3 protein-coding genes are annotated in these 3,459 nt (G+C 73.1%); 1 reads left to right on the forward strand and 2 read right to left on the reverse strand.

Annotation, left to right across the window (positions count from 1 at the left end; all coding sequences use genetic code 11):
- Positions 1-1,783, reverse strand: a 1,783-nt coding sequence (locus tag H5J26_RS29505; RefSeq protein WP_181769025.1) for a DUF5682 family protein, incomplete at its 3' end; no start/stop codon positions are given.
- A 35-nt stretch (positions 1,784-1,818) separates the two neighbouring features.
- On the reverse strand, positions 1,819-2,949 hold the full coding sequence (locus H5J26_RS29510) for an ATP-binding protein (RefSeq protein WP_181769023.1): 1,131 nt from the start codon (positions 2,947-2,949) through the stop codon (positions 1,819-1,821).
- Between the two features lie 130 nt (positions 2,950-3,079).
- Here H5J26_RS29510 and H5J26_RS29515 point away from each other — a divergent pair.
- Positions 3,080-3,459 (forward strand): SWIM zinc finger family protein (locus H5J26_RS29515; protein WP_181769024.1); only part of this gene is annotated, 380 nt, incomplete at its 3' end.

A 3,459-nucleotide genomic window follows, 5' to 3' on the forward strand; every position in this document is an offset into this window, starting at 1 on the left:
GGAGCGCTTGGGCGAGACGGCCGACGTCCGCGTCGACCGCTGCCCGGTCGGCGAGCTCCCGCATGACCACCGTGAGCGCGTCCGGAAGCCCCGCGAGCAGGCAGCTCTCCGCGAGGGCGGTGACGTCCGGCAGGGAAGCCGCGTCCGCGGACTGCGACATGGCGCAGGCCGTGGCCGCACCCTCCACCGTCGTGCCCCACACGCCTGCTTCGGCGATGCGCACGGACAACTCCGGCTCCCAGCGCAGGCGCCAGCTCTCCCGGAACGTGCCCGTGCTGCGCGCGGGCCCCCTGTCGGGCACGGCCCAGTCGATCGCGAGCAGCCGCAGCCTGTGCAGCAGCCGGCTGCGTTCCAGATCGGTCCCCTTGCGGAGATCGAGGTCCAACTCCCGCTCCGCCGCCTCCGGTTTGAGACGGAGAGAGCGCTGCCGCCGTGCGAGGTCGCGCTGGAGAGGGACCGCGGGGGCACCTTCGGGCACCTCGCCCAGCACGTCGCCGACGATGAGCCGGTCGTGCACGAGGGCGAGAGGTACGTCCGAGCCCTCGCACATCACGGCTCGTACGGCGTCGATCGTCTCGGTCAGCCCGGCGAGCGGCCTGCCGCGCATCACGGCGAGCGACTCCGCGAGCCGGACCGCTTCGATGACGTGCGCGGAGGAGACGCCATGGTCCTCGTCGCGCAGCAGCCGCGCCACCTTCGTCATCCAGCGTGCGACGACACGGTCGGGTGCCGCGAAGAGATGCCCGTACCAGCCGGGCGAGTCGATGCCCGCGCCGTACCCGCTGCGACGGGCGAGCCGGCGGTGCGTCCAGGGCACCCACGTGATCTCTGTCTTCACCTTCGGCAGCCCCTTCAGGAGCTGCCGGTCGGCCGTGACTCCCGGGGTGGAGGCGAGCGCGGGCACGTGCCAGGCACCGCAGACCACGGCCACGGCATCGTCGGCGAACTCCCGGCACGCCTCACGCAGTCGGAGCCGCATATGGGCCTCGCGGAGCAGGTCCCGACGGTGCTCGCCCCCGGTGCCTCCCTCCTGGGCGGCCCCTTCGTTGCCGTGCGTCTCGCGCAGGGCGGCCATGGCTTCGCCGAGGACGGCGAACGGGGCGTACGGGTCGGCTTCGGCCGCGCCCGCCCCGCGATGCTCGACGACGTCCTCCCACCAGCGTTCCGCGTCGTCGTACCCGGCGGTCTCCGCCAGCACGGCGAGCGGATCCATGCGGAGCGCCTGCCCCGGTGCCGGGCCGGCGCCTTCGGCGGGACCCTCGTGTTCGGCTTGGTGGTCGGATTGGTGGTCGGTTTCGAAGTCGCGTGCGTGGCCGGCTTCGGAGTCGCGTGCGTGGCCGGCTTGTTGGCTGGCTTGCTGGTCGGCTTCGTAATCGGCGGAGGCCGGCCTGCCGGTGCCCCCGGACCCGTCGCCCCCCTCGGGCTCGTCGGGGCCGTCGGACTCGTCCCGCTCACCCTGCCGGGGGCCGTCCTCATCGTGGAGAGCAAGCGAGTGCGCCGCGGGAAGGTCCATGAAGCGAACGGGCACCCCGCGGCTCAGGGCCCAACGGATCGCCACCCACTCCGGCGAGAACTCCGCGAGCGGCCAGAACGCGGCCCTCCCCGGCTCGTCCAGCACATGGGCGAGGAGCGCGACAGGCGGCCGCATCTCCTCCTCGCCCGCCAGCGCGATGATGCCGTCCGCCTCCGGCGGCCCCTCGATGAGCAGCACTCGCGGCTGCCGGGCGTCGAGAGCGGTACGCACGGCGCGGGCGGAGCCCGGCCCGTGATGCCGCACTCCCATCAGCAGCGGGCCGGGGGCCCGTTCACCGGAAGGCGTCACGCGGAGACCTCTCGGCAGGCGCGGTAGAAGTCCTTCCAGCCGTCGCGCTCACGCACCACCGCTTCCAGGTACTCCTGCCACACGACGTCGTCCGACGAGGGGTCCCGCACGACGGCGCCCAGCACGCCCGCGGCGACGTCGCCCGCGCGCAGCACGCCGTCCCCGAAGTGGGCCGCGAGAGCCATGCCCCCGGTGACCACCGAGATGGCCTCCGCCGTGGAGAGCGTCCCGGAGGGCGACTTGAGCTTCGTACGGCCGTCCGCCGTCACGCCGTCACGCAGCTCGCGGAAGACGGTCACCACGCGACGTATCTCGGCGGTGCCGTCGGGCGGCGCGGGCAGGTCGAGCGAGCGGCCGAGCTGCTCGACCCGGCGGGCGACGATGTCCACCTCCGCCTCGGCCGTCTCCGGCAGGGGCAGAACCACGGTGTTGAAGCGGCGGCGGAGCGCGCTGGAGAGCTCATTCACGCCCCGGTCCCGGTCGTTGGCGGTGGCGATCAGGTTGAAGCCGGGCACGGCCTGGATCTCGTCGCCCAGCTCCGGCACGGGCAGGGTCTTCTCGGACAGGACGGTGATCAAGCTGTCCTGCACGTCGGCCGGGATACGGGTCAGCTCCTCCACCCGTGCCGTCCTGCCCTCGGCCATCGCCCTCATCACCGGGCTCGGCACCAGGGCGTCCCTGCTGGGGCCGTTGGCCAGCAGCTGGGCGTAGTTCCAGCCGTAGCGGACGGCCTCCTCGGCAGTGCCTGCCGTGCCCTGCACCAGCAGGGTCGAATCGCCGCTTACGGCGGCAGCGAGATGCTCGGAGACCCAGGTCTTCGCGGTGCCGGGCACGCCGAGGAGCAGCAGGGCGCGGTCTGTCGCCAGGGTGCTGACGGCGACCTCGACGATGCGGCGCGGGCCCACGTACTTCGGCGTGATCACCGTGCCGCCGGGCAGCTCACCGCCGAGCAGGTAGGTGGAGACCGCCCAGGGCGACAGCCGCCAGCGCGCGGGACGCGGCCGGTCGTCCGCTGCGGCGAGCGCACTCAGCTCGTCCGCGAACGCGTCCTCTGCGTGCGGCCGCAGCACCGGCCGCGCGTCTGTCTCCTCGGCACGGAAAACGGTCACAGGTCCCCCTCCACACATGGCGGATCGATGTGTCCCCACCCTGCACCCGACCACTGACAATCCCTCACACACGGCCCTGACCTGCATGGATTCCCGGAGCGGTCGCGAGGTCGGCCGATTGTCAGTGGCGGCTTCTACGGTCGGGACCATGACTGGAGTGGGGGTCCGCTGGACTGCGGAAGAGGTACTGACGCTTGCTCCTGACGACGCGTCGCGAAAGGCCGGGACGAAGCTCTCCTGGCCGGACCGGTGGTCGGAGGCGGGGGCAGGTTCGGGCGGTGTGTGGGGGCTGTGCAAGGGGAGCAGCAGCGCCAAGCCGTACCGGACCGTGGTGGATCTGGGCGGCGCCGGCACGGGCACGGGGCCGGGGTTCAAGTGCAGTTGCCCCAGCCGGAAGTTCCCCTGCAAGCACGCGCTCGGCCTGCTGTTGCTGTGGGCGGGCGAGCTGGGCCAGCCGGACGGGCACACCCCGCCGGACTGGGCCGGGGAATGGCTCGACGGGCGGCGTGAGCGCGCCGCCCGAAAGGC

The organism is Streptomyces albidus (ex Kaewkla and Franco 2022), from assembly GCF_013870515.1.
Taxonomy (GTDB): domain Bacteria; phylum Actinomycetota; class Actinomycetes; order Streptomycetales; family Streptomycetaceae; genus Streptomyces; species Streptomyces albidus.